Below are 21,812 nucleotides of genomic sequence, written 5' to 3'. Positions count from 1 at the left end.
GATTCCTCCTTCGTCGTCATCCGCTCCGCGGTCGGCTGTACGAGGTGGGGGCGTGTCGTGGAGCGGGGAGCGTACCGCTACGGCGAATCGCTGGAACGCGATTCGGCGGTCAGCTCGGCCCTGCGGGCGAGCGTGCGCTGACGCGGCTCGGCCCTGCGGGCGAGCGTGCACGGATGCGGCTCGGCCCTTCGCTGTCGAGGGAGGGCGGGTGGTCTCCGCTGAGGGTGCGGGGCACGGGCCGCGGCTGCGCCGGCGGGAGCGGGGAGAGCGGGGGAACGGCAGCGGTCAGCGGGGGGAGACGGCGAAGGAGTGCAGGGCGAGGGCGTCGCTCAGGCGGGCGGCGACGCGGGCGCCGCGGACGCTGGTGCCCTGGGGGTCCAGCGGCGGGCTGACGACGGCGGCGCCGAGGCGGCCGGGCGCGGAGAGGACGAGGGCGCCCGAGACGCTCGACTTGGCGGGCACGCCGACCGCGCGCATCCAGCGGCCCGAGCCGTCGTAGACGCCGCACGTCGCCATGACCGCGACCACGTCGCGCGCGACCGACGCCGGCACGACCCGCTCGCCGGTCCCCGGGTGCACGCCGCCGAACGCGAGCGTCGCGCCCATCGCGGCCAGGTCGCGGACGTCGACCAGCACGGCGCACGCCCGGGCGTACGCGGAGACGGCGTCGTCGGCGCTGCGGTGCAGGGTGCCCTCCGCGCGCATCAGGTGCGCGAGGGCGTGATTCCGGTCGCCGAGGAGGTGCTCGTCGGCGGCGACGCTCTCGTCGACGGAGAGCGGGCGGCCGGCGAAGGCGGAGAGGCCGCGGAGGATCCGCTCGCTCCGGCCGTCGGCGTCGCCGCCGTCGACCAGGGCGGCGGTCAGCAGCGCTCCCGCGTTGACCATCGGGTTCGGCGGACGCCCGGTGCCGCTCTCGAGCTTGAGGGCGTCGAAGGCCTCGCCGGTGGGCTCGATGCCGACGCGGTCGAGCGCGTCGCCGCCGGTGTCGAGGAGCGCGAGCGCGAACAGGAACGGCTTCACGGCCGACTGGATGCTGAACCGCGACTCCGCGTCGGCGCTCGCGCGGACGGACCCGTCGGGCAGGACGAGCGCGATCGCGCAGAGTCCCGGGTCGGCGTCCGCGAGCGCGGGGATGCTGTCGTCGACCTCGCCCCCGTCGTCCGGCAGCACCTCCCGGCGCAGCGCCTCGAGGTCGAAGGCCAGGGGATCGGGGAGGGGGCTCATCCGTCCACTCTGTCAGGGCGGGGAGCCCGTCGCGTCCCGGGCCTCAGACGAGCCCGAACTCCGCGTCCAGCGCGTCCAGCTCCGCGGCGAACGACGCGCGCAGACTCTCCTTCTCGTCGGCGGGCAGCCAGGAGGCCTCCGCTCCGGTGAGCGCCATCGCGCGCAGCTGAGCGGCGGTCGCGCCGATCGGGCCGGCGGCGAGGCGGTACTCGTCGGCGAGCGTGGTCGGGAACATCCCGGGATCGTCGGAGCACGGCACGACCCGCAGTCCCGCGTCGAGCATCGCCCGGATGGACGCGCGCCGCCAGGGCCGCCAGGAGCGGCGCGAGGTCGTCGAGGCGACGGTGAACACCACGCCCTGCTCGCGGACGCGCTCGACGACGGCGGGGTCCTCGAGGACGAAGTAGCCGTGGTCGATCCGGTCGCAGCCCAGCAGATCGAGGCAGGTCGTCGTGTTGGCCGCGGTCGGGGCGTGCTCGGAGGAGTGGGCGGTCCGGCCCAGGCCGGCCTCCCCGGCGAGGCGGTAGGCGTCGGCGAAGCGCTCGGGCGGACCCGCCGTCTCGAGGTTGTCGAGCCCGATCCCCGCCACGTACTCGTGGGGGTGGCGGACGACCTCGCGGACCAGCTCGAGCGCCTCCTCCCCGCTGCGGCCCGCGGCCTGAGCCGGGACGGTTCCCGACGGGGCCCGCGGGACCGCGCGGCTCCGGGAGGCCGGACGCGGTCCCGCGGGTCGGACGCCGCTACGCCGTGAGCGCGACCGCCGTCCACGAGACGGGCGGGAGGGTCAGCGTCAGCACGCCGTCCTCGAGCGTCGCCGTGGCCTCGCGCAGGCGCACGCGGTTCTGGTCGTCACGCGTGTTCTTCGCGTAGGGGTCCTCGTCGAACAGGGCCAGCGCCTCCGCGATGCTCGAGACTCCGAGGCCGCTGACGTCGACGGTGACCTCGATCGGCTCCGTCTGCGACCGGTTCACCAGGAAGACGGCCGCGCGGCCCTCGTCGACGGTGGCGACGGAGTCGATGAGCGGAGCGTCGCCGTGACGGGCGGTCGAGTAGGTCCCCGCGTCGATCCGGGGGCGCAGCACCGAGCCGGAGGCCAGGCGCGCGGTGGTCGAGAACGGGAAGAACGTGGTCTGGCGCCACGCGGCTCCGCCCGGCTCGGTCATGATCGGCGCGATCACGTTGACGAGCTGCGCGAGGGAGGCGGAGGTGACCCGGTCGGAGTTCTTCAGCAGCGTGATCATCAGGTTGCCGAGGACGACGGCGTCGGCGACGGAGTAGACGTCCTCGAGCAGGCGCGGGGCGTAGGCCCACTCGCGGGTGCTCTGGTCGCCCTCGGCGTCGGCCTTCTCCTTGGCCTGCCACTCCTCGAGGTACCAGACGTTCCACTCGTCGAAGGAGAGCTTGATGTCCTTCGTCTTCTTGAGCTTGAACTTCACGTGGTCCACGGTCGCCGCGACGGTGGCGATGAAGTACTCCATGTCGAGGGAGGAGGCGAGGAAGGAGCCGAGGTCTCCGTCGTACTCCTGGTAGTAGGCGTGGCACGAGACGTACTCGACGTCGTCGTACGCGTGCTCGAGGACCACGCGCTCCCACTCGCCGAAGGTCGGCATCGACGAGCTCGACGAGCCGCAGACGACCAGCTCGAGCGAGGGGTCCGCGATCTTGAGGGCCTTGGCGGTGCGGGAGGCGAGCTTGCCGTAGTCGTCGGCGCTCATGTGGCCGACCTGCCAGGGGCCGTCCATCTCGTTCCCGAGGCACCACATGCGGATGTCGTAGGGCTCGGTCCCGCCGTTGGCGATGCGCTGGTCGGCGAGAGCGGTGCCGGCCGGTCCGTTGGCGTACTCGAGGACGTCGAGCGCCTCGAGGACGCCGCGGGTGCCGAGGTTGACGGCGTACATGATCTCGCTGCCGGTCAGCTCCGCCCACTTCGCGAAGTCGTCCAGCCCGACCTCGTTGGTCTCGAGCGAGTGCCAGGCCAGGTCGCGGCGGCGGGGGCGCTCGGAGCGCGGGCCGACGCCGTCCTCCCAGCGGTAGCCCGAGACGAAGTTGCCGCCGGGGTAGCGGATCGTCGTGGTGCCCAGCTCCTTGACCAGCTCGACCACGTCGAGGCGGAACCCGTCCTCGTTCGAGGCGGGGTGGCCGGGCTCGTAGATGCCGTCGTACACGCAGCGGCCGAGGTGCTCGACGAACGAGCCGAAGAGGCGCGGAGTGACGGGGGCGACGACCGCGGCGGGGTCGAGGCTGATGCGCGCGGTGGCGGCGGGGGCGTCGGTCATGAGGGCCTTTCGGGCTTCGGGCTCCCGCAGCGGGCTCGGCGGCGAGCGGTCTTTCTAACGTTGTACACGATGGTCCGCCCCGGCTCGGCCGCTGTCAAGAGCGGCACCGGCCCCCTCCTGCCTCGCTGCTCGCCGCTGCCGACGGCGGCAGACCTCTTCGGGCGTCGCGTCTCCCCGCCGCCGCTCAGCGCACCTGTGCTCGACTGGGCGGGTGCCCTCCTCCGATGCCGTCACCGACGCCTGCTCCGAGCTCGCCGACCGCGCCGACGCCCTCGCGGCGTCGCATCCTCGCCCGCGCGCGTTCCTCGCGGCCGTCGCGAAGGACGTCGCCGGCATCCGCAGCGCCCCGCTCGGCGCTCTCGACCTGGCGCACGGCGGCCGCAACCGGGTCCGGGGGAAGGGCTTCCGCCGCCCCTACGACGACGGCACCCGCGGCCAGGCCCGCCACTTCGCCGGCGTCGCGGGCGCCACGCTGTACCTCGGCGGCCCGCTCGCGCACCTGTTCCTCCGCACCGTCGGCGGCGACGTCCGCGGCTCGGCCGACGACCGGCTGACGACGCGGGCCGTGGAGTGGAGCCGGCTCCTCCGCCGCGGCGAGCTGGCCGTCGCGGACGCGGGAGCGTGGATCCGCCGCGAGATCTGCGGCAGCGGGACCTGCGCCTAGGCCCCGGCCGACGCCCGGCCGACCGGCGGGTCCTCCGCGATCGGCCGGCCCGCGGTCGACTCCCGGGCGACCACGGTGAACGCCGCCTCGTGGAGCGTCCCGGGGCCGGTGCGGGTGCCCTCGATCCGGGCCTGCAGCACCTCGACCGCAGTGCGCGCGATCTCGTCGCGCCCCGAGTCCACGCTGGAGAGGCTGGGGGAGGAGTAGCCCGCCTCGTCGATGTCGTCGAAGCCGATCACCGCCACCTCCTCGGGCACGCGGACCCCCGCCTCCTGGAGCGCGCGGACCGCGCCGAGCGCGAGGGTGTCGTTGAGTGCGAACACGGCGTCGAAGTCGAGCCCGGAGGCGAGCACGCGGCGCATCGCCTCGGCGCCGCCGGAGCGCCGCCACGGGCCAGAGACGCCGATCATCCGCTCGTCGTAGGCGATGCCGGCCTCGGCGAGCGCGGCGCGGTAGCCCTCGAGGCGGAGCGACGCCGAGCTGACAGCGGCGTCGGGGTGCGTCCCGAGCGCCACGATCCGGCGCCTTCCGGCGGCGAGCAGGTGCGCGGTGGCCGCGTGCGCCGCCGCAGTGTTCTGCATGGTGACGTGGTCGACCAGCCCGGTGAAGATCCGCTCGCCGAGCAGCACCAGGGGGAAGCCGACCGCGAGTGCGTCCTCGTCGGCGAGGCCCAGCGGGCTGAAGAGCAGGCCGTCGGTGAGCTGCCGGCGCTCGCTCGCCAGGACGCTCCGCTCGCGCTCGGGGTCGCCGCCGGTCTGCTCGATCAGCACCGTCAGGCCGCGCTCGTCGGCGGCGCGCATCACGCTGTCGGCGAGCTCGGCGAAGTAGGGGAGGCTCAGCTCCGGCAGGGCGAGGCCGATCACGCCGGTGCGGCCGCGGCGCAGGCTCCGCGCGGAGAGGTTGGGGCGGTAGCCCAGTTGCGCGATGGCCGCCTGCACCCGGGAGCGGGTGGCCGGGCGCACGTGCGGATAGTCGTTGATCACGTTCGAGACGGTCTTGATCGAGACGTCGGCGGCGCGGGCGACGTCGTGCAGCGTGACGGCCACGGTCCTCCCTCCGCTCGGCCCTCACGCTACCCCGGGGCTCCGCTCCGGCCTGTCGCGGATCGACGCCGGGGCGGCGTGCGGGCGGGGCGCGCCGCCGGAGCAGGACGCGCCCCGCGGCCGATCAGGTGTACCAGCTGGGCTCGGGGACGGTGTCGAGCAGGGCGAAGACGCCGACCTCGCGGCGCTTGTAGGGCAGCGGATCGTGCAGGGAGTGGGTGCGGAGGTTCCGCCAGTAGAGGTCGAGTCCGACCGAGCTCGCGGAGGCGCGGGCGCCGGTCAGCTCGAAGACGCGGGTCGCCGTCGCGAGGCCGTCCTCCACGATCCGCGCCTTGGCCGCGGCGATCCGCACGGCGATCTCGCCGCGGCGCCGAGGCGTCAGCTCCTCGCGCGGAGCGTGCAGCGCGGCCGAGAGCGCGGCCCCCGTCGCGTCGATCAGCGCCTCGTCGGCCCAGAGCCGGGACTGCAGGTCGCCGTATCCCTCGAGCACGTACCACTCGTCGCCGGCGCGCTCCTTGTCGTCGCCGCCGTACGGCCAGGCCCGAGTGCGCTCGCGGGTGTACTGCGCCGCGCGCTCGAGCGCTCCCTGCGCGATGCCGAGGTAGAACTCGGCGAAGACCTGCTGGATGACGGGCACGTTGAGGGTGTTGTAGACGAGCGGACGGTAGACCCTGTCGACGAAGCCGGCCGCGGCCGCCCACGGCACGCGGACGCCGCGGATCTCGACGGAGCCGGACTCGGTGAGCCGCTGGCCGAGGCTGTCCCAGTCGCGGCCGAAGACGATCCCCTCCTGATCGGTGGGGACGATCGCGAAGAGGTGGGTGTCCGTCCCCTCGAGCACCCCCTCGAGCACGGTCAGGTCGCTGACCACGCCGCCGGTCGAGAACGACTTGCGGCCGGTGAAGACCAGCTCGTCGCCCTCCTCCCGCACGGTGAGGTCGGAGTCGCGCGGGTTCACCGCGCCTCCGTAGAGGAGGTCCCCCTCGGTCGCGAGCTGCTCGACCGCGATGATCTGCTCAGGGGTCCCCACGAGGCGGGCCGCCCAGGCCCAGAGGTAGTGGTAGCCGAGCAGCTGGCCGATCGAGCCGTCGCCGCGCGCGACGGTGCGGACGACGCGGAGGGCGGTGGTCCACTCCTGGGCACCGCCGCCGTGCTCGGCGGGCCCGAGCAGCGTGACGAGGCCGGCCGCCTTGAGCAGGGCGACCTCGGCGAAGGGGGCGGCGCCGGCGCGGTCGCGCTCGAGGGCGTCGGTCGCGAGCACAGCGGCGACCTCCTCGGCGCGGACGAGCCAGGCGTCAGGGGAGTCGGGCCGGGGTGCGGCCGACCAGTGCTCGGCGGCGGCGCCGATCGTCGTCGCGGCGTCGGCGCCGGCGGTCGTGGGTGCGGTGGTGGTCACGGTGTCCTCGTCTCGTCGGGGGCGGTGTGCAGCGACTGTGCCAGGGGCGAGGTGTCCGGAGCGAGGCGCGTGTCGCCCCGTGTCCGCGTGTGTCCGCGGATGACCGGCGGGCGCCTCTGCACGATTTTGACAATCGTTATCAATAGCCGTTAGCGTGGGGGCACCCGCCCGGCCCCTGACTCAGATCGGCTCACCGTGAAGACCCGCCTCCTCGCCCTCACCGCCCTCCTCGGCGGCACCGCGCTCGCCCTGAGCGGCTGCTCCGGAGCGGGCAGCGCCTCCGACAGCTCCTCCGCCGCCGCGGGCGGGCCCGTGAAGGTCGTCGCGTCGACGAACGTCTACGGCGACCTCGTCTCGAGCATCGGCGGCGACCTGGTCGAGGTGACCAGCATCATCGACAGCCCGGACAAGGACCCGCACGAGTACGAGGCCACCGCCCGCGACCAGCTCGCCGTGTCCGGCGCGACCCTCGTGATCGAGAACGGCGGCGGCTACGACCACTTCCTCGACACCATGATCAGCGCGGCCGGCACCGAGGCCCCCGTCATCACGGCGACCGTGATCGCCGGCCTGGAGGACGTCCACGACCACGCGGAGGAGGAGTCGGAGGGCGGGCACGAGCACGCGGAGTTCAACGAGCACGTCTGGTACGACCTCTCGGCGATGAAGGAGGTCGCGGGGCGGATCGGCGACGAGCTCGCCGCGCTCGACCCCGACAACGCCTCCGCCTACTCGGCCAACCTCGCCACGCTCGACGAGGGGCTCGACGCCCTGATCGCCCGTGAGAGCGAGCTGAAGGGCACGCTCTCCGGCCGCTCCATCGCGATCACCGAGCCCGTCCCGCTGTACATGACCGACGCGCTCGGCCTGACCGACGCGACTCCCGAGGCCTTCAGCGAGGCGGTCGAGGAGGGCACCGACGTCCCCGCGACCACGCTCCAGGAGACGCTGGCGCTGTTCTCCGGCGAGGCCGTGGACGCGCTGATCTACAACGAGCAGACCGAGGGGGCGCAGACGGACGCGGTGCTCGACGCCGCGAGGGCCGCCGGGATCCCGGCCGTCCCCGTCACCGAGACGCTGCCCGAGGGCGACGACTACACCGGCTGGATGACCGCCAACCTCGACGCGATCGAGGGAGCCCTCTCCCAGTGAGGCACGACTCCCCGACCAGGCCCGTCTCCCCGGAGGCGGGCCCTTCGGCGTCCGTGCTGCGGCTGCGCGGCGCCGGGCTCCGCTTCGGCGACCGCGAGCTGTGGAGCGGCGTCGACCTCGACGTGCGCGCCGGCGAGTTCGTCGCGGTGCTCGGCGCGAACGGCTCCGGCAAGACGAGCCTCCTGCGCGCGGTGCTCGGCCAGCAGCAGCTGAGCGCGGGGGAGCTGCAGGTGCTCGGCGAGCCCGTGCACCGCGGCAACCGGCGCATCGGCTACATCCCGCAGCAGAAGCTCGCCGACGAGGGCACGCCGCTGCGCGCGCGCGATCTGCTCGGGCTCGGGATCGACGGCCACCGGTTCGGCCTGCCCCTGCCCTCCCACTCCCGGCGCGCGGCCGTCGACGCGCTGCTCGAGGCCGTCGGCGCCACCGCCTTCGCCGACGCCCCCATCGGCAGCCTGTCCGGCGGCGAGCAGCAGCGCGTCCGCGTCGGCCAGGCGCTCGCGGGCGACCCGGCGCTCCTGCTCTGCGACGAGCCGCTGATCGCGCTCGACCTCGCCCACCAGCGGGCGGTCAGCGAGCTGATCGACCGGCACCGCCGCGAGCGGAACCTCGGCGTCCTCTTCGTCACGCACGACGTGAATCCGGTGCTCGGCATGGTGGACCGCGTGCTCTACCTCGCCGGCGGCCGATTCCGGATCGGCACCCCCGACGAAGTCCTGCGCTCGGAGGTGCTCAGCGAGCTCTACGACGCACCCGTCGACGTGATCCGCGCCCGGGGCCGGGTCATCGTGGTCGGCGCCCCCGACCACTCGCACGTGCACGAGCACGAGGAGGGGCAGTCGTGACGGACGTCTGGTCGCAGATCTTCGACTTCTCGGACTACGGAGCGCTGCTGTCGCTCCTGATGAACTCGGTGATCGCCGGCGCGGTCCTCGGAGTGGTCGGCGGGCTCATCGGCGTCTTCGTGATGTCGCGCGACATGGCGTTCGCGGTCCACGGCATCAGCGAGCTCTCGTTCGCGGGGGCCTCCGCGGGGCTGCTGCTGGGCGTCGGCGTCGTCGAGGGATCGATCGTCGGATCGCTGATCGCGGCGGTCCTGATCGGCGTGCTCGGCTCGCGCGCCCGCGACCGCAACTCGATCATCGCGGTGCTGATGCCCTTCGGACTCGGCATCGGCATCCTCTGCCTGGCCCTCTACCCGGGCCGCAGCGCGAACAAGTTCGGCCTGCTCACCGGGCAGATCGTCGCGGTCGACGACCCGCAGCTCGGGTGGCTGATCGGCATCTCGGTGGTCGTCCTCGTCGGTCTCGCGCTGATCTGGCGCCCCCTCACCTTCGCGAGCGTCGACGCCGACGTGGCGGCCGCGCGCGGCATTCCCACCCGGGCGCTCTCGATCGCGTTCATGCTCCTGCTCGGCCTCGCGGTCGCCGTCTCGGTGCAGATCGTCGGCTCGCTGCTCGTGCTCGCGATCCTGGTGACGCCGGCGGCCGCGGCGCTGCGCCTGTCCGCCTCGCCGGTGGTCGTGCCGCTGCTGAGCGTGCTCTTCGCCGTCGGCGCGCTGGTGGGCGGCATCCTGCTCGCGCTGGGCGGATCGATCCCGATCAGCCCCTACGTGACGACGATCTCGTTCGCGATCTACGCGGTCTGCCGGATCATCGGCCGCAAGGGCGTCCGGCGCTCCCGGCTCGCCGTCGGCGGGGGGCGGTAGCGTGGCCCGGGTCGTGCGGAGTGGAGGTGGTCCAGTGGTCAAGCGCAACACGTGGCAGCGCGAGGCGGTGCGCGAGGCTCTCGGGCGTCGCGAGGACTTCGTCAGCGCCCAGGGCCTGCACAGTGCGCTGCACGCCTCCGGCTCGCCGATCGGGCTCGCGACGGTCTACCGCGCGCTCTCGGACCTGGCCGGGGAGGGCGAGGCCGACTCACTGCAGTCGCCCGAGGGCGAGAGCCTCTACCGCGCCTGCACGCCGGGGACGCACCACCACCACCTGATCTGCCGCCGCTGCGGGCTGACGGTCGAGATCGCGGCCGACGAGGTCGAGGAGTGGGCGCGCTCGGTCGCGTCGCAGAACGGCTTCACGGACGCGCACCACGTCGTGGACGTCTTCGGGCTCTGCGCCGCCTGCACCGCGGAGCTCGCCGAGGCCTGAGGCCGGTCCGGCCGGGAGCCCGTCTGCGGGCGCCCCTCGATCCTGGTGCGGCTCAGGCCGGGAGGAACACGCCGATCGACCGGTCCTTCACCACGGAGCCGGCGGGCAGCACCCGCCCGCTCATCGCGAGGTAGACGCCCGGCGGCAGCAGCTGCACGGCGGCCACCGCGGTGCCGAGGTTGAACGCGGCATCGCTGTCGAGCATCCGTGCGGGCTGCATCGCGCCGGTGAGGACGACCACCCGATCGCGGACGACGCCGAGGGCCTCGGCCGTCGCGGTCATCGTGTCGGTGCCGTGGGTGAGGACGATCCGGTCCTCTTCGGCGGCGAGCACCCGCTCGCGGATGAGGGCCCGATCGGCGTCGTCGAGCTCGAGGCTGTCCTTGGCGAGGACCTCCTCGACGCGGAACTCGAGCGTGGTGAGCACCGGGGCGAGCAGGCGCGGCACCATCGGGGCGCCGATCTCGAGCTCGCCCGCGAGCGAGTACTCCTTGTCGACGGTGCCACCGGTGGTGAGGACGAGGATGCGGTCAGTCACGCGATCAGACTAGGCGCCGCCTCCGACACCGGCACGTTCGTGCGCAGTGGCCGCGCCACGGCGGCGGCGGCGGCCCGCATCGGGAACGATGGAGCGCATGACATCCTCCTCCCCCTCCCTCCTCCGCACCGGCGCCAAGGTGCTCCTCGGCTCCGCCCTCCTCTTCGCGGGGGTGAGCCACCTCACCCGCAAGCGGGAGGAGTTCCAGGCGCAGGTGCCCGAGTGGGTGCCGCTGGACAAGGACGCGGTCGTGCTCGCCTCGGGCGTGGTCGAGATCGGGCTGGGCGCCTCGCTGGTGCTCGCGCGCCGCCGGGCGCCGCTGGTCGGGGCCGCGGCCGCCGCCTTCTTCACCGCGATCTTCCCGGGCAACGTCTCGCAGTGGGTGACGCGGACGAGCGCCTTCGGCCTCGACACCGACCGCAAGCGCGCCGTGCGCCTCGCGTTCCAGCCGCTGCTGGTGGCGTGGGCGCTCTGGTCGACCCGTCGTCCGCGGGGCTGATCCCACTCGGCTGATGCCGCTCGGTGGGCGGCACGGCGCCGGCCGCGAGCGCGTGCCGTTCGCCGCCCGCCGCTGAGGATCCCCTCAGCCTCAGCCGCCGCCCTGCTGCGCCTCGGCCAGCAGCGGCGCGAGCAGCTCCTCGATCCGGCGCCGCGCCCCCTCGGCGTCGCCCGCGGCGATCGCCTCGACCAGCTCGGCGTGCTGGCGGGCGTGCACGTCCTCCTCGCCGACGACGTCCTCCTCCAGCACCGACTCGAACATGCCGGTGAGGCCGTCGTAGAGCTCGACGAACAGGTCGTTGTGGGTCGCGACGACGACGGCCCGGTGCAGCGCGGTGTCCGCGGCGATCCGCTCGGCGAGCTCCGGCGCCTCCCACGAGCGGGCCCGGCGGGCCAGCAGGGCGCGGAGGGCGGCGACGTCCTCCCCGGTGCGGCGCTCGGCCGCCAGCGCGGCCGTCGCCCCGTCGATCGCGAACCGCAGCTCGAGGCCCTCCCGGCGGGCGGCGCTCGGGATGCGGCGGCGCAGCGATTCGGCGAGCTGCGAGCGCGCGGTGACGAACGTGCCGCGCCCCTGCTCCCGCCGCACGAGGCCCGCCTGCACGAGGGCCTGGACGGCCTCGCGGACGGAGTTGCGTCCGGCGCCGGTCCAGCGGGCGAGCTCGGCCTCCACCGGGATCCGCTCGCCGACGGCCCAGCGGCCGGAGCGGATCTCCTCGTGGAACAGCGCCGTGACGTGGTCGATCACGCTCTCGCGCTGGAACGGCGCCGCGGGGCTAGACTCGCCAGGATTCATCCCATCATCCTATCTCTCGGGGACTCCATGACCGCAGCACCGACGCTCCGCGCCACCGCCCTCCTGGCCCTCGCCGCCATCGCGATCACCGCGCTGAACCTCCGCACCGCCGTCACCGGCTTCAGTCCGCTGCTCGACACGATCGGCGCCGATCTCGGCTTCGGGCCCTCGCTCTACGGGGCGCTGGGGACGATCGTCACCGCCTCCTTCGCCGTCTTCGGCTTCGTCGCCGCGGCCGTCTCGCGCCGGATCGGCCTGGAGCGCACGCTCGCGATCGCGACGCTGGTGACCACACTGGGCATCGCCCTCCGCGCGCTCAGCCCGAGCCCGGTCGCGCTGGTGCTCTCGACCGTCGTCGCCTTCGCGGGCGTGGGCACCACGAACGTGCTCATCGTGCCGATCGTGAAGCGGTACTTCGCCGAGCGGATCAAGACGGTCAGCTCGCTCTACCTGGCGCTGCTGCAGGTGGGCCAGTTCGTCGCTCCGCTGGTCGCGGTGCCGCTGGCCTCGACGGCGGGGTGGCGCTGGGCGATCGGGATCTGGGCCGTGATGACGGCCGCGGCGTGCCTGCTCTGGGCGGCGCTCGCGGCCCGCGGAGGAGGCGGGGCGGCTCCGGCCGCCGCCGGCGGCCGCGTGGACGGGGCCTGGCGCACGCCGCTGCTCTGGGCGATGGTGCTGATGCTCGGGATGACCGGTCTGCACACCTACGGGATCATCACCTGGCTGCCGACGATCCTCGTCGACGCGGGCGCGGATCCGGCGCAGGGCGGGGCGCTGCTGGCGCTGTTCTCGGTGTTCGGCCTCGCCGCCGCCTTCGTGGTGCCGCCGCTGACGCTGGGGATGCGCAACCCGGTCGTGGTCGTGGTGGTGTGCTGCGCGCTGCTCGCGGTCGGCTACGCCGGCCTCGTCGTCGCTCCGCTGGAGGGAGCCGTGGCGTGGGTGGTCTGCCTCGGGCTCGGCGTCAGCACGTTCCCGATGACCCTGACGCTCGTGAACGCGCGGACGCGGACGACCACCGGCTCCTCGACCCTCTCCGGCGCCACGCAGGGGCTCGGCTACGGGCTCGCCTGCCTCGGTCCGCTGCTGATCGGCGTGCTCTACGAGGCGCAGGGGGACTGGAGCGGCGCGTACGCGCTGCTGTTCGCCGGAGTGGCGGTGCTGCTGGTCAGCGGGATCGTCGCGTGCCGTCCGCGGTTCCTCGAGGACGAGGCGGCGCTCCGCCGGGCCTGAGCGGTGGCGCTCAGCGCGACGCGGCCGGAGCGAGCGCGGAGACGATCCGCCCCAGCCCGAAGCGCCAGGCGCTCTCCACGTCGCCGCCGAGGGTGAAGGCGCCGGTGATCTCCATGCCGATGAACCCCGTCGCCCAGGCGGTCAGCGTGCGCGCCGCCTCGAGGGCGTCCTCCTCGCCCGCCAGCTGCGCGGTGAGGTCCAGCAGGCGGGCGCTCGCCGCGTCGCGGTACTCCTGGGCGGCGACGGGCGTGCCGGGAGCGGGGGCCATCACGAGGAGGAACGCGGCCGGCCGCTCGTGGCCGAAGGCGCGGAGGCGGTCGGCGAGCGCGGCGGCGTCCGGGGCGTCGGCGAGGCGGTCGGCGAGCACGGTCAGGGCGTCCGCGGCGACGAGGCGGATCAGCGTCTCGCGCCCCTCGACGCGCTTGTAGAGGGAGGGGGCGCGGACTCCGACGCTCTGCGCGACGGCCTGCATCGTGACCCCGGCGAGCCCGTCGCGCTCGAGGAGTTCGCCGGCGGCGCGCACGATCGCCTCGAGGGAGGTGCGGTCGGGAGTGGGCATGGACCGAGTATAGCTATTGACAGTAGCCATGATGGCTAACTAGCGTAGCCATCATGGAACTCGGACCCCACCTGCGCCGCATCGGCACCGACATCGTCGCCGTCCACCTCGTCCACACCCACGAGGGCGTCACCCTCATCGACGCCGGCCTGCCCGGTCTCTGGCCGGAGCTCCTGGCCGAGCTGCGCGCGATGGGCCGCACCCTCGACGACGTGCGCGGCGTCGTGCTGACCCACGGCGACTCCGACCACGTGGGCTTCGCCGAGCGCCTGCGCCGCGACCACAGCGTGCCGGTCCACGTGCACGCCGCCGACGCCGAGCGGGCGAAGGGCGGGGCGAAGCCGAGGACCGCGACACCGCGGCTGCGCGTCCTGCCGCTCCTCGGCTTCGCGGCCTACGCGCTGCGGAAGGGCATCGCGAAGGTCCCGCCGCTCACCGAGGTCGTCGAGGTGCACGACGGGCAGACGCTCGACCTGCCGGGCGCTCCCCGCGTGATCGCGCTCCCGGGCCACTCCCCGGGGAGCATCGCCGTGCACGTGCCGCTGGCCGACGCGGTCTTCGTCGGCGACGGGCTGACCACCCGCCACGTGCTCACCGGCCGCACGGGTCCGCAGCCCGCGCCGTTCACCGACGAGCCGGAGCAGGCGCTCGCGTCGCTCCGGGCGCTCCTGCCCACCGGGGCGCGCTGGGTGGTCCCGGGACACGGGGCGCCGTGGAGCGGCGGGATCGAGGCGGCGGTCCGGCTGGTCGAGAGCGCCTGAGGCCCGGAGCCGCTCAGGAGGCGGGGACGAGCTTCCAGCGGTCGGCGAGGATCTCGAGGCCCTTGTCGAAGGTCGCCGACCACGCCGTGACGTCGTGGGCGCTGTCCGGCACCTCGAGGTAGGTGGCGCTCATGCCGGCGGCGACGGCCGCGGCGTAGACGGTCTTCGCTCCGGGGAGGAACGAGGTGTCCTCGGCGCCGACTCCGAAGATCGCGACGGTGCCGGTGTAGGGGGCGTTCTCCGCGAGGACGTTCACCGGCTTCGCGGCCTCGTAGGCGGCCTGGTCGCCGCCGAACCCCTGCGCGACCGTCGCCGCCTCGCTGCCGAGGGTCGGCGCGAGCTCGCCCGAGGCGTCGACGATGTTGCCGAAGAGCGACGGGTGGCCGGCGCCGAGCTGGATCGAGCAGGTCCCGCCCTGCGAGAGGCCGCCGATCGCCCAGTGCTGCGCGTCGCCGAGCACCGGCAGGTTGGCGCGGATCCAGTTCGGGACGTCGACCGTGAGGTAGGTGGCGGACTTCCCGAGCGGCGAGTCGACGCACATCGGGTTCCTGTCCGGATCGCCCAGCTGGTCGGGCGACACGACGATCGGCGCGAGGCCGGCGTGTGCGGCGGCGTAGGCGTCGAGGGTCTGCTGGAACTTTTCGGTCGAGAGCGGATCGGAGGGCGACCCCGGCTGCCCCGAGAGCATGATCATCACCGGCAGCAGCGGCGGGGTCGCGGTGAGGGCCGCGGGCGGGAGGTAGACGACGGCGTCGCGGGCCGGGAAGCCCGACGCGGTGGCGGGGATGGCGACCGTCGAGACCGAGCCGACGGCGGGCATCCCCGCCGGGGCCGTCCAGGTCGCGAGGTCCGAGTGCGGTCCGTCCGCGGCGGCGACCGGCACGGAGGAGTCGGAGTACGCGCTGATCCCGAGCGCGCTGCGCACCGTGGGGTACTGGCCGAAGTCGATGTTGACGGTCATCGCGGCCGCCGCGACGACGAGCACTCCGGCCGCGAGCGACGCGAGCACCCCCCGCACGCGCCGGCGGGCGATCGCATGGCCGAGGACGACCAGCGCGACGCCCAGCCCGCCGATCCCCAGGCCGATCGCGACCCGGGTGACCGGCGTGAAGTCGACGCCGAACGGGCCGTCGGGCCCGTCGACGAGGGCGGCCAGGGCGGCACCGCCGATCAGGCCCAGGAGGAGGACCGCGACGGCGATCCCACCGCGTCGGGAGCGCCCGCGGCGGGGAGCGCGGACGTGGGCGGCGAGCAGGAGGAGGAGCGCTCCGATCGCGAGCACGTAGACGGCGACGACGAGGGGGCCGGAGACGAGGCTCAGGTCGAGGAGAGAGGTCATTCTTCGATCCGGTCGGAGGGTGCTCGGGCGGGCGTCAGTCTGGCGGCGGTCTCTGGAGGAGTGCCGGGAGCTGTCGGGAGCGATTCTCCTCCCCGGGCGCGGATCCACCGAGCTCTCCACCGATCGGGCGCAACCCCGCGCGCCGCGCCGCCGCTCCCGCCTAGCGTGGGACTCCCGACGCACACCGCGCCCTCACGAAGGAGCCCGCACCATGACGCAGCACCCCCGCCTCGAGACCTCCTCCCGCGAGGCCCGCGCATGAGCCGCGGAGTCGCCGTCGTCACGGGCGGCACGGCCGGGCTCGGACGCGCCACGGTCCGCGAGCTCGCCTCCCGCGGCTGGGACGTCGCCGTGCTGGCACGCGGCGAGGACGGACTGGCGGCCACGGTCGCCGAGATCGAGCAGAAGGGCCGGCGCGGGCTGGGCATCCCGACCGACGTGGCCGACCGCGAGGCCGTCGAGTCGGCGGCCGACCGGGTCGAGGCCGAGCTCGGCCCGATCGAGCTGTGGGTCAACGACGCGATGGTCGGCGTCTTCGGCGAGTTCCTCTCGACCGAGCCCGCCGACTTCGAGCGCGCCGTGGGCGTCAACTTCTTCGGCTTCGTCAACGGCACCCGCGCAGCCCTCTCCCGGATGACCCCGCGCGACCGTGGGCACGTCATCCAGGTCGGCTCCGCCCTCGCGCACCGGGGCATCCCGCTGCAGGCCGCGTACTGCGCCTCCAAGTTCGGCGCCCGAGGCTTCACCGAGGCCGTCACCGCGGAGCTGCTGCACGCGAAGAGCCGCGTGCGCCTGTCCGAGGTCGACATGCCGGCGCTCAACACCATCCAGTTCAACTGGGTGAAGTCGCAGCTGCCGCACCACCCGCAGCCCGTGCCGCCGATCTACGAGCCCGAGGTGGGCGCGATCGCGATCGCCGACGTGGCCGACAAGCCGCGCCGCCGCACCTGGGTCGGCGAGCCGACCGCGGGCACCATCCTCGGCGACCGCTTCGCCGGGCGCTTCATGGACTGGTACCTCGCCCGCAGCGCCTTCGACGGTCAGCAGGCCCCCGACAAGACGGAGCCGATGCTGCCGAACAACGTCTACGAGCCGGTCCCCGGCGATCACGGCGCCCGCGGCCTCTTCAGCGACCGCGCGCACACCATGACGCCCCAGATCTGGATGATCCGCCACCGCGCCCTGAGCTACGCGGGGGCCGCCGCGGCCCTCGCCGCCGGCGCCGCGGGCGTCGTCTCGGCCCTGCGGAGGAAGTGACCGTGGTCGACGCCGTCGTCATCGGGGCGGGGCCCAACGGCCTCGCCGCCGCGGTCACGCTCGCGCGGGCCGGGCTCTCGGTCACCGTGCTCGAGCGCAACGAGACGATCGGCGGCGGCGCGCGCACGGCGGAGCTGACGCTGCCCGGCTTCCACCACGACGTCTGCTCGGCGGTGCACCCGATGGCGCTCGCGTCCGGCTTCTTCCGCGCCTTCGGGCTCGACCGGCGCATCGAGCTGGTCGTCCCCGAGATCTCGTACGCGCATCCGCTCGACGGGGGCCGCGCGGGCATCGCCTACCGCGACCTCGACCGCACGGCCGAGGCGCTGGGGCGCGACGGAGCGGCGTGGCGCGCCCTGATGGGACCTCTCTCCGAGCGGGCCGACCGCGTCGCGGGCTTCACCAACGACGCGCTTCTGCGGATCCCGACGGACCCGAGCGTGCTGATCCGCTTCGGGCTGCGGGTGCTCGAGCAGGGCACCCCGGTGTGGAACCTGCGCTTCCGCGAGGACGTCGCCCCGGCGATGTTCTCCGGGGTCGCCGCGCACTCGATCCGCCCGATGCCGAGCCCGTCGACGGCCGCGGCCGCCCTGGCGCTCGGCGCCTACGCCCACGCGCGCGGCTGGCCGGTGCCGATCGGAGGCAGCCAGTCGATCGTCGACGCGCTCGCCGACGACCTCCGGGCGCACGGCGGCACCATCGAGACCGGCGTCGAGGTGACCTCGCTCTCCGAGCTGCCCCCGGCCCGCGCCGTGCTCGTCGACGGCACGCCGACGGCGCTGCTCGCGATGGCGGGGGACCGGCTGCCCCCGGCGTACGCCGCGGCCCTCCAGCGCTTCCGCTACGGCAACGGCGTGGCCAAGGTCGACTTCGCCCTCGACGGGCCGGTGCCGTGGACGAACCCGGAGCTCGCCGGCGCGGGCACGCTGCACGTCGGCGGGAGCCGCGCCGAGATCGCGGCTGCCGAGCGCGACGTGAAGCGGGGCCGGCACAGCCGCAGCCCCTACGTGCTGGTGGCGCAGCCCTCGATCGTCGATCCGACCCGGGCGCCCGAGGGCAAGCACGTCCTCTGGGCGTACACGCACGTCCCCCGGTACTCGCCCGCCGACCAGCAGGAGGCGATCACCGCCCAGATCGAGCGCTTCGCCCCCGGGTTCCGCGACCGCGTGATCGGCGCCTCCTCGATGACCGCCCGCGACATGCAGGCCTACAACCCGAACTATCTGGGCGGCGACATCGCCGCCGGCGCCGCGAGCGTCGCGCAGCTGCTCTCGCGCCCGGTCCCCACGACCGACCCGTGGCGGACGCCCGCGAAGGGGCTCTACCTCTGCTCCTCGTCCACCCCGCCCGGGCCGGGCGTGCACGGCATGGCCGGCTGGCACGCCGCCCGCAGCGCGCTGCGGCACGAGTTCGGGGTGCGCGAGTCGCCCGACCTGTCGCCGGAGGCGCGCCCGGCCTGAGCCGCCGCCGTTGCGCTGCGCCCGTCGCCGCCCCCGGCCTGCCAGGCTGAGGGACGGCGCCGCCACGCGCCCCACCACCACTCGAAGGAGTCCGCGATGTCCCGCACCACCCGCGTCGTCCACTGCCCGCCCGAGTCCGTCTTCGCGGTGCTCGCCTCCGGCTGGCTGTTCCCGAGCTGGGTCGTCGGCGCGTCGCGGATGCGGAAGGTCGACGCCGACTTCCCGCACGTGGGCTCGCAGCTGCACCACTCCTTCGGCCTGTGGCCGCTCGTGATCGACGACCGCACCACGGTTCTCGAGTGGGACCCGCCGCGCCGGACGGTCATTCAGGCCGCCGGCTGGCCGCTCGGCGAGGCCCGGGTGCGCGTCGAGGTCGAGCCGCACGCCCGCGGCGCGAAGGTGCGGATGCACGAGGCGCCCGTGAAGGGCCCGGGCACGCTCGTCCCGAAGCCGCTGATGCACTCGTTCCTCTGGATCCGCAACCGCGAGGCCGTGCGCCGGCTCGCCCACATGGCCGAGGCGGGAGCCGCGGGACGCACGCTCGCGCCCGCCTCGCTCCCCTCGCCCGCCGACCGTGCCGGGATCGACCGGCCGAAGCACGTCTGGGCACGCCTGACCGGAGCGATCGGGTCGATCGCGGTCGGGACGCTCGTGGTCCGCGGGGTCCTCGCGGCCGTGCGGCGCGCCCGGAGCTGACGGGCCCGGACCCGACGGCGCCCGGAGTCGGCGGCGCCCCGGCAGGACGCCGCCCGGGTCAGACGATCCGCTCGACCAGCCGCACGTGCTGCACCGCGACGCGCTTCGGCTCGCCCGCGAAGGCGGCGTCGCGCTCGGGCGAGGCCAGGTACGCCCGCTCGACCTCGGCGAACGCGTCGGCGTCGCCGGCCGTGCTGACCGCCCAGACGAACTCGTTCACCTCGCGGTCGGCGTAGGCGAACTCGATCCGGAAGCCGTGGGCCTCGCGCGCCGGCACGATCCGCTCGGGGAACCAGGCGAGGAAGTCGTCCATCACCCCGTCCATCAGCTCGTAGCGTCGGAGTTGGATCGTCCTGGTCTCGGCTGCAGCGCTCATGCTGCGACGGTACCCGCCCGGCGGCCGCGCCGTCGCCGCGCTACGCTCGCCGCCGACAGCCCCACGCCGAGGAGGACAGCACGGACCCCCGCCACCGCTCCCTCGCGCTGCTCGTCGCCGGCTGCTTCTTCATGGAGAACCTCGACGCCACGATCGTGACGACCGCCGCGCCCGCGATCGCCGCCGACCTGGGCGTCGACTCCGCCGCGGTCTCGATCACCGTCACCGCGTTCCTCCTCACCGTCGCCGTGCTCATCCCGGCCTCGGGCTGGCTCAGCGAGCGCTTCGGCGTGCGCCGCGTCTTCACCACCGCGATCGCCGTCTTCACCCTCGCCTCCCTGCTCTGCGCGCTCAGCCCCACGCTGCCGCTGCTGGTCGGCGCCCGCGTCCTGCAGGGCGTCGGCGGCGCGCTGATGGTGCCGGTCGGCCGGCTCGCGGTGCTGCGGGCGACTCCGCGGGAGGGGATCATCCACGCCATCGCGATCCTGGTCTGGCCGGGACTGGTCGCCCCCGTGATCGCGCCGTTCCTCGGCGGGCTTCTCACGACCGTCGCCTCCTGGCACTGGATCTTCCTGATCAACCTGCCCCTCGGGGTCGTCGCGTTCGCGATCGCGCGCCGGATCGTCCCCGACACCGCCGAGAGCGCGCCGCCCCCGCTCGACGTCACCGGGCTGGTGCTCGTCGCGGTCGGTCTCGGCGCGCTGGTCGGAGCGGCGGGGCTCCTCACCGGCTCCGAGCTCGACGGGCGGGCGGTGGCGCCGCTGCTCGTCGGCGCGGTCGTGACGGCGCTCGCCGTGCGGCACCTGCGCCGCGCCGAGCATCCGCTCGTGCGGCTCGACGCCTTCCGCTTCCGCACCTTCCGGGTCGCCAACGCGAGCGGATCGCTCTACCGGGCGACCGTGAACGCGGTGCCGTTCCTGCTCCCGCTGCTGTTCCAGGACGCGTTCGGCTGGAGCCCGGTGCAGGCCGGCTCCGTGGTGCTGGCGCTCTTCGCCGGCAACCTGGCGATCAAGCCGGCCACGACTCCGCTGCTGCGGCGCCTCGGCTTCCGCGGGGTGCTGGTCGCGGCGAGCGCGGTCGGGGCGGCGTGCATGGCGGCGATGGCGTTCCTCGAGCCTGCCACTCCGGTGGCGCTCGTGGTGGCGCTGCTGGTGCTGAGCGGAGTGGCCCGCTCGGCGGGCTTCACGGCCTACAACACCGTCACCTTCGCCGAGGTCCCGCAGGAGGGGATGTCGGGCGCGAACACCCTCAACGCCACCACGCAGCAGATCGCGGCCGGACTCGGAGTCGCGGTGGGCGCGGTGGCGCTCGCCGTCGGCACCGCGATCGGGCCCGGCCTCGTCCCCTACCGCGTCGCCTTCCTCGCCCTCGCGGTGCTGACCCTCGTGCCGCTCGCCGCCGCCGCCCGGCTCCCGCGCGACTCCGGGAGCGCCCTCACCGCCTGACCCGCGCGGGCGTCAGGAGAGGCCGAGCGCGATCCCGTCGAGGATGTCGTGCGCGGTCGAGTGGACCCGGTCGACGCCCGGCGACGCCTCGTGGACCGCGCGGAGGACCTCGACCCAGACCAGCGCGCCGGCCGCCAGCACGTCCTCGCGCCCCGGGCGCACCCAGGGGAGGGCCGCCGTCCCCTCCGGAGACAGCGCGGCGAGCTCGTCGCAGGCGGCGAGGACGTCGGAGAGGGGGAGGGACGTCTCGAGCGCGGCGCGGTCGGTGGTGCGGAGGACGTGCGCGGTGATCGTGAGCACGGTCGCGGCGACGCCGACGACGCTCCGGGCCTGCGAGAGGTCGACGGAGGAGGCGGCCAGCGCGGCGCGCACGTCCGCCCGGATCGCCGCGCGCTCGCCCTCCGTCGGCGCGGCGGCCCGGCGGTGGCGCTCGGTCAGGCGGACGCTGCCGACGTCCATCGAGTGCGCCTGCTCCGGCTCCGCTCCGCCGAGCACGAGCTCGGTCGAGCCGCCGCCGAGGTCGACGACCAGCACGGGCCGGGCGGAGTCGACGGCCGAGACCGCGCCGCGGAAGGAGAGCCGCGCCTCCTCCTCGCCGGAGATCGTCTCCGGGGTGACGCCGAGGATCCGCTCGACGGCGGCGAGGAAGTCCTCGCGGTCGGCGGCGTCGCGGGTGGCCGAGGTGGCGACGAAGCGGAGGCGCTCGGCGCCGGCCTCCTGCGCGGCGGCCGCGTACTCGCGGGTGACGGCGAGGGTCCGCTCGAGCGCGGCCGGGTCGAAGCGGCCGGTGCGGTCGACCCCGCGGCCCAGCCGCACGAGCTCGGTGCGGCGCTGGACGTCCCGGAGGCGCCCGCCCTCCACGTCGGCGATCAGCAGGCGGAGGGAGTTGGTGCCGCAGTCGAGCGCCGCGACGCGCGTGAGGGAGGACATCCGCCCATTCTGCCCGCGCGGCCCGGGCCGG

At 74.7% G+C, this 21,812-nt stretch carries 23 protein-coding genes; 12 read left to right on the top strand and 11 right to left on the bottom strand.

What is annotated here, in order from left to right:
• Positions 1-285: 285 nt before the first annotated feature.
• The 3 genes from glsA to C5C49_RS14270 all read right to left on the bottom strand — a co-directional run bounded on the left by glsA (position 286) and on the right by C5C49_RS14270 (position 3,500).
• Complete coding sequence (gene glsA, locus C5C49_RS14280; protein WP_104346406.1) at positions 286-1,224, bottom strand: glutaminase A; 939 nt, start codon at positions 1,222-1,224, stop codon at positions 286-288.
• 43 nt (positions 1,225-1,267) lie between these two features.
• Entirely contained in the window at positions 1,268-1,849 is a 582-nt protein-coding gene (locus tag C5C49_RS14275; RefSeq protein WP_104256444.1) for a hypothetical protein, read from the bottom strand.
• A gap of 115 nt (positions 1,850-1,964) precedes the next feature.
• Complete coding sequence (locus tag C5C49_RS14270) at positions 1,965-3,500, bottom strand: alpha-N-arabinofuranosidase (protein ID WP_104227228.1); 1,536 nt, start codon at positions 3,498-3,500, stop codon at positions 1,965-1,967.
• Between the two features lie 211 nt (positions 3,501-3,711).
• On the opposite strand from C5C49_RS14270, the gene C5C49_RS14265 reads away from it, so the two are divergent.
• Positions 3,712-4,164, top strand: coding sequence for a hypothetical protein (locus C5C49_RS14265; RefSeq protein WP_104224546.1), 453 nt, complete (start codon positions 3,712-3,714; stop codon positions 4,162-4,164).
• Here the strand turns inward: C5C49_RS14265 and C5C49_RS14260 are convergent.
• Both C5C49_RS14260 and C5C49_RS14255 read right to left on the bottom strand, forming a co-directional pair.
• The gene (locus C5C49_RS14260; RefSeq protein ID WP_104346405.1) at positions 4,161-5,210 is read right to left on the bottom strand and encodes a LacI family DNA-binding transcriptional regulator; all 1,050 of its coding nucleotides are present in this window, start codon (positions 5,208-5,210) and stop codon (positions 4,161-4,163) included. The genes C5C49_RS14265 and C5C49_RS14260 overlap by 4 nt on opposite strands.
• A 121-nt stretch (positions 5,211-5,331) precedes the next feature.
• The gene (locus tag C5C49_RS14255) at positions 5,332-6,603 is read right to left on the bottom strand and encodes an acyl-CoA dehydrogenase family protein (RefSeq protein ID WP_258060570.1); all 1,272 of its coding nucleotides are present in this window, start codon (positions 6,601-6,603) and stop codon (positions 5,332-5,334) included.
• Between the two features lie 195 nt (positions 6,604-6,798).
• Between C5C49_RS14255 and C5C49_RS14250 the strand changes: the two genes are divergently transcribed.
• From C5C49_RS14250 to C5C49_RS14235, 4 genes are read left to right on the top strand one after another with little or no spacing between them, the layout of a single operon-like run.
• Positions 6,799-7,755, top strand: coding sequence for a metal ABC transporter solute-binding protein, Zn/Mn family (locus tag C5C49_RS14250; RefSeq protein WP_104346404.1), 957 nt, complete (start codon positions 6,799-6,801; stop codon positions 7,753-7,755).
• Positions 7,752-8,600 carry a metal ABC transporter ATP-binding protein gene (locus C5C49_RS14245; RefSeq protein ID WP_104346403.1) on the top strand — a complete coding sequence of 283 codons (849 nt, stop codon included), beginning with the start codon at positions 7,752-7,754 and terminating at the stop codon, positions 8,598-8,600. Before C5C49_RS14250 ends, C5C49_RS14245 begins: the two co-directional genes overlap by 4 nt.
• Before the next feature lie 59 nt (positions 8,601-8,659).
• A complete protein-coding gene (locus C5C49_RS14240; RefSeq protein ID WP_104224551.1) occupies positions 8,660-9,463 on the top strand; it encodes a metal ABC transporter permease in 804 nt (267 codons plus the stop codon).
• Between the two features lie 34 nt (positions 9,464-9,497).
• Positions 9,498-9,899, top strand: coding sequence for a Fur family transcriptional regulator (locus tag C5C49_RS14235; protein ID WP_104346402.1), 402 nt, complete (start codon positions 9,498-9,500; stop codon positions 9,897-9,899).
• A gap of 52 nt (positions 9,900-9,951) precedes the next feature.
• On the opposite strand, the gene C5C49_RS14230 is transcribed toward C5C49_RS14235, so the two are convergent.
• The gene (locus C5C49_RS14230; protein ID WP_104224541.1) at positions 9,952-10,437 is read right to left on the bottom strand and encodes an asparaginase domain-containing protein; all 486 of its coding nucleotides are present in this window, start codon (positions 10,435-10,437) and stop codon (positions 9,952-9,954) included.
• An 88-nt stretch (positions 10,438-10,525) separates the two neighbouring features.
• On the opposite strand from C5C49_RS14230, the gene C5C49_RS14225 reads away from it, so the two are divergent.
• Positions 10,526-10,936, top strand: coding sequence for a hypothetical protein (locus tag C5C49_RS14225; RefSeq protein ID WP_181027249.1), 411 nt, complete (start codon positions 10,526-10,528; stop codon positions 10,934-10,936).
• 90 nt (positions 10,937-11,026) lie between these two features.
• Here C5C49_RS14225 and C5C49_RS14220 read toward each other — a convergent pair whose 3' ends face one another.
• A complete protein-coding gene (locus tag C5C49_RS14220; RefSeq protein ID WP_104292768.1) occupies positions 11,027-11,728 on the bottom strand; it encodes a FadR/GntR family transcriptional regulator in 702 nt (233 codons plus the stop codon).
• 27 nt (positions 11,729-11,755) lie between these two features.
• Between C5C49_RS14220 and C5C49_RS14215 the strand changes: the two genes are divergently transcribed.
• A complete protein-coding gene (locus C5C49_RS14215; RefSeq protein WP_104256448.1) occupies positions 11,756-12,958 on the top strand; it encodes an MFS transporter in 1,203 nt (400 codons plus the stop codon).
• A 10-nt stretch (positions 12,959-12,968) separates the two neighbouring features.
• Here the strand turns inward: C5C49_RS14215 and C5C49_RS14210 are convergent, their stop codons facing one another.
• Complete coding sequence (locus tag C5C49_RS14210; RefSeq protein ID WP_104329417.1) at positions 12,969-13,517, bottom strand: TetR/AcrR family transcriptional regulator; 549 nt, start codon at positions 13,515-13,517, stop codon at positions 12,969-12,971.
• A gap of 53 nt (positions 13,518-13,570) precedes the next feature.
• Here C5C49_RS14210 and C5C49_RS14205 point away from each other — a divergent pair, with 53 nt between their 5' ends.
• Positions 13,571-14,278 carry an MBL fold metallo-hydrolase gene (locus C5C49_RS14205; RefSeq protein WP_104346401.1) on the top strand — a complete coding sequence of 236 codons (708 nt, stop codon included), beginning with the start codon at positions 13,571-13,573 and terminating at the stop codon, positions 14,276-14,278.
• A gap of 13 nt (positions 14,279-14,291) precedes the next feature.
• On the opposite strand, the gene C5C49_RS14200 is transcribed toward C5C49_RS14205, so the two are convergent.
• The gene (locus tag C5C49_RS14200) at positions 14,292-15,617 is read right to left on the bottom strand and encodes an esterase family protein (protein ID WP_104346400.1); all 1,326 of its coding nucleotides are present in this window, start codon (positions 15,615-15,617) and stop codon (positions 14,292-14,294) included.
• A 258-nt stretch (positions 15,618-15,875) separates the two neighbouring features.
• Here C5C49_RS14200 and C5C49_RS14195 point away from each other — a divergent pair, with 258 nt between their 5' ends.
• The 3 genes from C5C49_RS14195 to C5C49_RS14185 all read left to right on the top strand — a co-directional run bounded on the left by C5C49_RS14195 (position 15,876) and on the right by C5C49_RS14185 (position 19,030).
• Complete coding sequence (locus C5C49_RS14195) at positions 15,876-16,874, top strand: SDR family oxidoreductase (RefSeq protein WP_104233564.1); 999 nt, start codon at positions 15,876-15,878, stop codon at positions 16,872-16,874.
• Positions 16,875-16,876: 2 nt separating this feature from the next.
• Positions 16,877-18,334, top strand: a complete 1,458-nt coding sequence (locus C5C49_RS14190) for a phytoene desaturase family protein (RefSeq protein WP_374953700.1) — start codon at positions 16,877-16,879, stop codon at positions 18,332-18,334.
• A gap of 96 nt (positions 18,335-18,430) precedes the next feature.
• Entirely contained in the window at positions 18,431-19,030 is a 600-nt protein-coding gene (locus tag C5C49_RS14185) for an SRPBCC domain-containing protein (RefSeq protein WP_104346398.1), read from the top strand.
• A 58-nt stretch (positions 19,031-19,088) separates the two neighbouring features.
• Here the strand turns inward: C5C49_RS14185 and C5C49_RS14180 are convergent, their stop codons facing one another.
• Entirely contained in the window at positions 19,089-19,406 is a 318-nt protein-coding gene (locus tag C5C49_RS14180) for an NIPSNAP family protein (RefSeq protein ID WP_104224531.1), read from the bottom strand.
• Positions 19,407-19,513: 107 nt separating this feature from the next.
• Here C5C49_RS14180 and C5C49_RS14175 point away from each other — a divergent pair, with 107 nt between their 5' ends.
• The gene (locus tag C5C49_RS14175) at positions 19,514-20,851 is read left to right on the top strand and encodes an MFS transporter (protein WP_258068475.1); all 1,338 of its coding nucleotides are present in this window, start codon (positions 19,514-19,516) and stop codon (positions 20,849-20,851) included.
• Between the two features lie 12 nt (positions 20,852-20,863).
• Here the strand turns inward: C5C49_RS14175 and C5C49_RS14170 are convergent, their stop codons facing one another.
• Positions 20,864-21,781: an exopolyphosphatase gene (locus C5C49_RS14170; RefSeq protein ID WP_104346396.1), complete on the bottom strand. Its 918-nt coding sequence runs from the start codon at positions 21,779-21,781 to the stop codon at positions 20,864-20,866.
• Positions 21,782-21,812 lie beyond the last annotated feature (31 nt).

It is taken from the genome of Rathayibacter sp. AY1E2 (genome assembly GCF_002932325.1).
GTDB lineage: Bacteria > Actinomycetota > Actinomycetes > Actinomycetales > Microbacteriaceae > Rathayibacter.
Note: the sequence above shows the minus strand (reverse complement) of the source record. Positions and strands in the feature narration are given on the sequence as shown.

Bases quoted from the DNA above. Each gene is read 5' to 3' on its own strand.
- C5C49_RS14270 (WP_104227228.1), bottom strand. From the start codon at position 3,500: ATGACCGACGCCCCCGCCGCCACCGCGCGCATCAGCCTCGACCCCGCC.
- C5C49_RS14200 (WP_104346400.1), bottom strand. From the start codon at position 15,617: ATGACCTCTCTCCTCGACCTGAGCCTCGTCTCCGGCCCCCTCGTCGTC.
- C5C49_RS14205 (WP_104346401.1), top strand. From the start codon at position 13,571: ATGGAACTCGGACCCCACCTGCGCCGCATCGGCACCGACATCGTCGCC.
- C5C49_RS14220 (WP_104292768.1), bottom strand. From the start codon at position 11,728: ATGAATCCTGGCGAGTCTAGCCCCGCGGCGCCGTTCCAGCGCGAGAGC.
- C5C49_RS14225 (WP_181027249.1), top strand. From the start codon at position 10,526: ATGGAGCGCATGACATCCTCCTCCCCCTCCCTCCTCCGCACCGGCGCC.
- C5C49_RS14180 (WP_104224531.1), bottom strand. From the start codon at position 19,406: ATGAGCGCTGCAGCCGAGACCAGGACGATCCAACTCCGACGCTACGAG.
- C5C49_RS14195 (WP_104233564.1), top strand. From the start codon at position 15,876: ATGAGCCGCGGAGTCGCCGTCGTCACGGGCGGCACGGCCGGGCTCGGA.
- C5C49_RS14240 (WP_104224551.1), top strand. From the start codon at position 8,660: ATGAACTCGGTGATCGCCGGCGCGGTCCTCGGAGTGGTCGGCGGGCTC.
- C5C49_RS14215 (WP_104256448.1), top strand. From the start codon at position 11,756: ATGACCGCAGCACCGACGCTCCGCGCCACCGCCCTCCTGGCCCTCGCC.
- C5C49_RS14210 (WP_104329417.1), bottom strand. From the start codon at position 13,517: ATGCCCACTCCCGACCGCACCTCCCTCGAGGCGATCGTGCGCGCCGCC.
- C5C49_RS14185 (WP_104346398.1), top strand. From the start codon at position 18,431: ATGTCCCGCACCACCCGCGTCGTCCACTGCCCGCCCGAGTCCGTCTTC.
- glsA (WP_104346406.1), bottom strand. From the start codon at position 1,224: ATGAGCCCCCTCCCCGATCCCCTGGCCTTCGACCTCGAGGCGCTGCGC.
- C5C49_RS14170 (WP_104346396.1), bottom strand. From the start codon at position 21,781: ATGTCCTCCCTCACGCGCGTCGCGGCGCTCGACTGCGGCACCAACTCC.